Origin of the sequence: Rhodobacter sp. TJ_12, from assembly GCF_020023995.1 — a bacterium.
Taxonomy (GTDB): Bacteria; Pseudomonadota; Alphaproteobacteria; order Rhodobacterales; family Rhodobacteraceae; genus Rhodobacter.
Genome location: NZ_NRRD01000031.1, coordinates 20,695 through 27,247 on the forward strand (window position 1 = coordinate 20,695; position 6,553 = coordinate 27,247).

Annotated in this window: 5 protein-coding genes and 1 pseudogene; all 6 read right to left on the bottom strand. The window is 63.0% G+C overall.

What is annotated here, in order from left to right:
* Position 1: 1 nt before the first annotated feature.
* Positions 2–1,897 (bottom strand): ATP-dependent zinc metalloprotease FtsH, encoded by a 1,896-nt coding sequence (gene ftsH, locus CKO11_RS16205; RefSeq protein WP_223641111.1) that lies wholly within the window; start codon positions 1,895–1,897, stop codon positions 2–4.
* 81 nt (positions 1,898–1,978) lie between these two features.
* Positions 1,979–3,286 carry a tRNA lysidine(34) synthetase TilS gene (gene tilS, locus CKO11_RS16210; protein ID WP_223641113.1) on the bottom strand — a complete coding sequence of 436 codons (1,308 nt, stop codon included), beginning with the start codon at positions 3,284–3,286 and terminating at the stop codon, positions 1,979–1,981.
* Positions 3,283–4,110 carry a tol-pal system protein YbgF gene (ybgF, locus tag CKO11_RS16215; RefSeq protein ID WP_223641115.1) on the bottom strand — a complete coding sequence of 276 codons (828 nt, stop codon included), beginning with the start codon at positions 4,108–4,110 and terminating at the stop codon, positions 3,283–3,285. The genes tilS and ybgF overlap by 4 nt, the downstream gene beginning before the upstream one ends.
* Positions 4,111–4,126: 16 nt before the next feature.
* Positions 4,127–4,639, bottom strand: a complete 513-nt coding sequence (gene pal / locus CKO11_RS16220; RefSeq protein WP_223641117.1) for a peptidoglycan-associated lipoprotein Pal — start codon at positions 4,637–4,639, stop codon at positions 4,127–4,129.
* 64 nt (positions 4,640–4,703) lie between these two features.
* Positions 4,704–6,017 carry a Tol-Pal system beta propeller repeat protein TolB gene (gene tolB, locus CKO11_RS16225; RefSeq protein WP_223641119.1) on the bottom strand — a complete coding sequence of 438 codons (1,314 nt, stop codon included), beginning with the start codon at positions 6,015–6,017 and terminating at the stop codon, positions 4,704–4,706.
* A gap of 85 nt (positions 6,018–6,102) precedes the next feature.
* Positions 6,103–6,553, bottom strand: a pseudogene (locus CKO11_RS16230) (hypothetical protein); the annotation flags it as partial.

A 6,553-nucleotide genomic window follows, 5' to 3' on the forward strand; every position in this document is an offset into this window, starting at 1 on the left:
CCTAGGCGTTCGGCTCGGGCGTCGGTTTCGACGCCGGCTTGGTGCGCGGCATCGATGTCACCGTGGGCAAGCTGCCCGAGGGCGAGGGATCGTCGTCATCGGGATCCAGCGGGTCGCCCGCCATCACCTTGCGAATCTCGTCGCCGGTCAGGGTTTCATATTCCAACAGCCCCTGAGCCAAACGCTCCCATTCCTCGCGGTTGTCCTCGATGATCCTGCGCGCATCTTGATAGCCTTGTTCGATCAGGCCGCGCACCTCTTCCTCGATCAATTCTTTCGTCTTGGTCGAGACCGAGAAACCACCGGTGTTGCCCTGATACCCCTCATGCGCTTCGGAATAGTCGATATTGCCGACCTTGTCGGACATGCCCCAGCGCATCACCATCGCCCGCGCAATGGCAGAGGCTTGCTGAATATCGCCCGCCGGGCCATTCGAGACATGCTCGTCACCCCATTTGAGGATTTCGGCCGCTTTGCCCGCCATGGTCATGGCGATCTTCTGCTTAGCCTCATCCTTGTGGTAGTTGAGCTTGTCCATTTCCGGCAGGCTGACCACCATGCCCAAGGCCTGCCCGCGCGGAATGATCGTCGCCTTATAAACCGGGTCGCATTTGGGCAGCTTAAGGCCCACCACCGCGTGCCCAGCCTCGTGATAAGCGGTCATTTCCTTTTGCTCGGGCGTCAGCACCATCGAACGGCGCTCAACCCCCATCATCACCTTGTCTTTGGCGTTTTCGAAATCTTCCATCGTCACGAAACGGCGGCCAACCCGCGCCGCCATCAACGCGGCCTCATTCACAAGGTTGGCCAAATCCGCGCCCGAAAAGCCCGGTGTACCGCGCGCGATCACGCGCAGATCGACATCGGGGCCCGCGGGCACTTTGCGCGCATGGACCGACAGGATCTTTTCGCGGCCCTTGATATCGGGGTTCGGCACATGGATCTGACGGTCGAAACGACCGGGGCGCAACAAGGCGGGGTCCAGCACGTCTTTGCGGTTCGTGGCCGCAATGATGATAATGCCTTCATTCGCCTCGAACCCGTCCATCTCAACCAGCAACTGGTTCAGCGTCTGTTCGCGTTCGTCGTTGCCGCCACCGATGCCCACACCCCGGGCGCGGCCCACAGCGTCGATCTCGTCGATAAACAGGATGCAGGGCGCGTTCTTCTTGGCTTGGTCGAACATGTCGCGCACGCGGCTTGCACCAACGCCCACAAACATTTCCACGAAGTCAGAACCCGAGATAGTGAAGAAAGGCACGCCCGCCTCGCCCGCAATGGCGCGCGCCAGCAGCGTTTTCCCGGTGCCCGGCGGGCCGACAAGCAGCGCGCCTTTGGGGATTTTACCGCCCAGACGGCTGAACTTCTGCGGGTTGCGCAGGAATTCCACGATCTCTTCAAGCTCTTCCTTGGCCTCGTCGATGCCCGCGACATCGTCAAAGGTCACCCGGCCATGCTTTTCGGTCAAAAGCTTCGCCTTGGACTTGCCAAAGCCCATCGCACCGCCTTTGCCCCCGCCTTGCATGCGGTTCATGAAGAAGATCCACAGCCCGATCATCACCAAGAAGGGCAGCCAGACACCCAAGATCGACATCAGGCCGGATTGTTCCTGCTTGACGACATCGACCGAAACGCCCTGCGCGATCAGATGCTCGGCGATTTCATCGGCCTCCGGTTTTACGGTGGCAAAATTTTCACCATCCGCATCCTGGTAGCGCACGTCCTCGCCATCGAGCTGAACCGATTTCACCTCACCGTTATCAACGGCAGCGATAAATTCGGAATAAGACACCTGCTTGGCGTTAAGCGGCCCCTGGCCACCGCCCAGCAAGTTGAACAGCACAAGGATGAGCACGAAGAGCAGGGCCCAGAAAGCAAGGTTGCGCGCGTTGCCCAAGAGATACCTCCAAAGAAAGACATGGCACCGCCCGGAAAGGCGGTGCCGTTGCAAGTGAAAATAGGGATTGCGCGCGCAGGTTCAACGCCTGATTAGCGCATTCGCAAAACTGCCGCGCACAATACGGGCCGAATATCCGTTCGAAAGGCCCGCAAGCGGCGCCGCGATCAGGGTTTCGCCGTGCCAGATCGCGGGTGACGCCAAGAGCGTCGCGCGTGGCACACACGCCGCGCGCCAGCCCGGCACCTGCCGCAGCCCCCCCGCCCCCAAGGCACCGACAACCAGCCCCGCATCGGCGGGCCCTGACAGATGCCAGCGGTCCCAGATCTGCCCCAAGGGCATCCGCAAATCCGCCACGGCCTTGGCCTCACGGGTGATGCGGATCGTGTCATCATCCACAATGATGCGGCAGCCATGCAGCGTCCGGTCACGCCGTGTGCGCCATGTCATCAAAAGATCGATCACCTTGGCCGCGCGGGGGGCATAATCCGCCCCAGAAACCCAGATCAGCGCGGCATTGATCAACCGCCGCCCGGTTTCCGGGTCGAAGGCATTGCGAAAACCGCGCGCATCAATCACCACATCGCCTGCCTCTTCGCGCACATGCGCCTCGGCCAAACGTTGCAACGACAGCCCCACCGCCTGTTCGGCCATCGCCAAATGCCCCACAACGGCGTTGAGCTTGCTCGCACTGATGCCCAGCGGCGCCAAGGCCTGCAACGCCTTGCGCGCCTTGACCCGGTCGAAGCGGGTGTTCTGGTTCGACGGGTCTTCGATCCAGCCAATGCCATGGCGGCGCAAATAGCCCCGCAACTCGGCCCGGCTTTGCAGCAAGAACGGGCGCAGCCACAAAAGGCCCTCGGCCTCAAAGGCTTCGCGCATTCCGGCAAGCCCTTCAAGCCCCGCTTCGCGCGACAGGCGCATCAAGAAGGTTTCGGCTTGATCGTCCGAAGTGTGGCCCAAGGCGACCGCGCCAAGACCACGCGCGCGCGCCCATCCGCCGATCAGCCGCAACCGCGCCCGCCTTGCAGCATCCATCAGATTGCCTTCCGCCGCGCGCCCCTGCCAGGTGAGCACAGTATGGGGAATACCCTTGGAGGCACAAAAATCGGCCACGAAAGCCGCTTCTGCCGCAGCCTCGGCGCGCAGCCCATGATCAACGGTTACCGCTTCGACACCGTGCAGTTGCGCCAAAAGCCACAGCGTCGCCATCGAATCCGACCCGCCCGAGACCGCAACGCCGATCTTGCGCCCGGCCAGTCGTGGTGCACGCAGTGTCAGCGCGGCATCGGCGGCGCACAGCAACACACCATCCTCAGGCGGCACATCGCCCGCCTGCAAGGCGGCGCGCAAAGCCGCCGGGTCAGGCCAGCGCCCGGGCAATGTCACCGACAGCCAAGCGAGGCTTGCGCCGCCCCGACCTGTGCAGCGGCCTCAGAGGCGGGAAAGCGCGCGGGCACCTCTGCCAGCGTTGCGCAAGCTTCGGTCTGTTGGCCCAAGCCCCCCAAAGCTTTGCCCAGTTGCAACAGATTGTCGGCCGCACGCGGCCCTTCGGGGGCGGCGGAAAAGGCATCAAGCCACGCCCGCGCGGCATTTGCCACATCGCCCGCTTTGTGCAGCGCCTCGCCGCGCAGATAGGCGGCATCATCGGTCAGGGGGCCGCCCGGATAGGTTTCGGCAAAGGTCTTAAAGAGCGCCGCAGCGGCGCGAAAGTCACCTTGATCGAGCACCGCCTGAGCCCGATCGAAATCCGATTGTTCATTCATCGCCAAGGCGCCGCCGCCCGAGGCCACGGCACTGGGCGCGGGCGCGGTGATCGCGGCCGGGGCCACACCGCCCAGCGGCTGGCCTTGGCCGATGGCACTGATATCGCAGCCTTCTTCCAACTCACAAATCCGGAATTCCAGATCGCCCACCCGGTTCGTGCCGTCTTTCACCACCTGTTCGACGCGGTTTTCCAGCGCCTCGGTGCGCGCGGTAAGGCGGGTCAGTTCCGCCTCCATCGCATCCATCCGTTGCAGCGCGGAGGCCCCGCCTGCCGCCTGCAACCCCTGCGTGCCAGAGGCCACAAGCTCGGCGCGCAGGCTTTGCATCTGCGCCGACAACTGGCCAAGTTCGGCGCGAATATCGGCCAAGGTTTCGGCCCCGGCGGGCACGGACAGCGCCAGCGCAAGGGCTGCCCCCAATGCCGCCCGCGTCACCGTCTGTCTCATGCCCCGCCGCATTCGCTTAGCTCCCCGCGCCGATTGAAATCACAGTGACCGCGCGGCGGTTCTTGAAATAGCAATCCTCGGTGGAGCAGACCGCCAAGGGACGTTCTTTACCATAGGACACCGTGCGCAGCCGTGTCGCCGCCACCCCTTGCGAAATCAGATATTCCTGCACCGCGCTGGCCCGGCGCGCGCCCAATGCGAGGTTATATTCGCGGGTGCCCTGTTCGTCGGCATGGCCTTCGATGATCGCCGCATAGTTAGGGTGCGCATTGAGCCATTGCGCCTGACCGGCCAACGTCGTGCGCGCCTGGTCGGACAGCGTCGACTGATCGACCATGAAATTCACCGTGTCGCCAACCGTGGCCGAGAAATAGGCCAGGGAATTGGGATCGTTGATCGCGCCTTGGCTGATGCCGCCTTCGCCGAAGGCGCCGCCCGGATCATTGACCCCGTTCATATCCCGAGGGTTGTTACAGGCCGCAAGCGCGATCAGCGCAAGACCCAGAGCCGCTTTGGTTGCAAGATGCATATCTACCGCCTTTTGTTGACGTGCCCGTTGCAGGCACAATATCAGCTTTCTCTGTTGTTGTGAATCAGGGCAGAAGCGGTCCCCATGTCGGGTCCGAAGCCCCGCCCACGCCCTCGATGGCCTTCAGGTTTCGCCCCGAAATATCCACCGTGTAGAGTTTCGCCCCACCAGTTGCGCCGGGGCTTTCGCGGGTGAACATGATCACCCGGCCATTGGGCGACCATGTCGGCCCCTCATCCAAGAAAGAGGCGGTCAAAAGCCGCTCTTCCGAGCCATCGGTGCGCATCACCCCGATAAAGAAACGCCCCCCCGCCTGTTTGGTGAACGCGATCAAATCGCCGCGCGGCGACCAGACCGGGGTGCCATAGCGCCCTTCGCCAAAGGAAATGCGCACCGGCTCACCACCTGCAACCGGCATCACGTAGATCTGCTGCGTGCCCGACCGGTCGCTTTCAAACACGATCCGCGACCCATCGGGGCTGAACGACGGCGCGGTTTCGATCGCGGGGGAATTGGTCAGCCGTTGCATGCCCCCGCCATTCACCCCCATTTGGTAAAGGTCGGTATTGCCGTTTTGCTCAAGCGAATAGACGATGGAATTGCCATCGGGCGAAAACCGCGGCGCAAAGGTCATCGTGCCCGGCACTTCGGGCAAAAGCTGGCCAGAAGCATTGCCGACATTCATCATCTTGATGCGCGGAAAACCGGTTTCAAAGGTGGTATACAGAATCCGGTCCCCTTGCGGCGAAAAGCGCGGGGCCAGAACGATGGTGGAGCTATCGGTCAGATAGGTGACATTGGCGCCATCGTAATCCATCACCGCCAGACGCTTTTGCCGTTTGTCCTTGGGACCGGCTTCCGAAACGAACACCACCCGGCTGTCGAAATAGCCGCTTTCGCCGGTGATCCGGGCATAGATCACATCCGCCACCTTATGCGCGAGCCGCCGCCAGCTTTGCGGGCTGGCCGCCAGCTGTTGCCCCTCGCCCAGTTGCGCGCCGGAATAGACATCGAACAGGCGGAACTTCACCACCACCTTGCCGCCCGACATGCCCACGGCGCCCACGATCAGCGCTTGGGCATTGATCGCCTGCCAATCGGCATAGCTGACGGGCGTCTCAAACACGCCAAAGCGCTGGATATGCGCGGCCTCGGGGATTTCACGAAACAGGCCCGTGCCCGACAAGTCATTGGCGATAACGCGGGTGATATCATGAGTCAGCCCGCCCGCGCCCTCGTCAACAAAGGTGGGCAGGGCGTAGGGAAGCGGCTCAATCACCCCTTCATCGATCTCGATATGCAGCGGGCCTTGCTGCGCCGCCGCCATGCCTGCCGTGATCATCAGCGCCGCCATCGCGGCCAGTATCCAACGCACCATCTTTCCCACCTCGTCGGGCTTTGCCCCTATCTAACCTGTCTTTGGCGCGCTGTGGATCACAAGCGCCTGACCGCGCCGTTTCGCGCTATTTCATCCGCATCTTCGACGGGTCGAAGACGATCTCGATCTGTTGCCACCAGCTGTATTTCTCTGCCGGAAGCGGAAAGCCGTCAGAGCCACAGCGCACAATCGCGCGCCGCGCCGCTTCATAGGCCTGCCGGGCCGCCGCATCAGACCCACCCTCAAAGCCCACCATCCGGATCGAGCCGGTGATCGGATGCCCGTCGGGCTGCATATCGACCCGGACCGTCACCGAGGTGCGCAGCGCCTCTGAGGACAAAGCCCCCACGTTCCAGCATTGCTTCACATCGACGATCAAGGCCTCTTTCTCGCCTGCGGTCACCGGCGGGCCATTGGCGGCCAAGCCCAAACCGCCCGGGCTGTCTTCGACCCCGGTATCGGCCCCCAAAGCCTCTGCCAAAGCATCGGCCACAGCATCGGCGGGTACCGTCGGCGCGGGGCGGGCAGGGGCCGGG

Coding starts and splice junctions, on each gene's coding strand:
- tolB (WP_223641119.1), bottom strand. CDS start 6,017: ATGGTGCGTTGGATACTGGCCGCGATGGCGGCGCTGATGATCACGGCA.
- ybgF (WP_223641115.1), bottom strand. CDS start 4,110: ATGAGACAGACGGTGACGCGGGCGGCATTGGGGGCAGCCCTTGCGCTG.
- pal (WP_223641117.1), bottom strand. CDS start 4,639: ATGCATCTTGCAACCAAAGCGGCTCTGGGTCTTGCGCTGATCGCGCTT.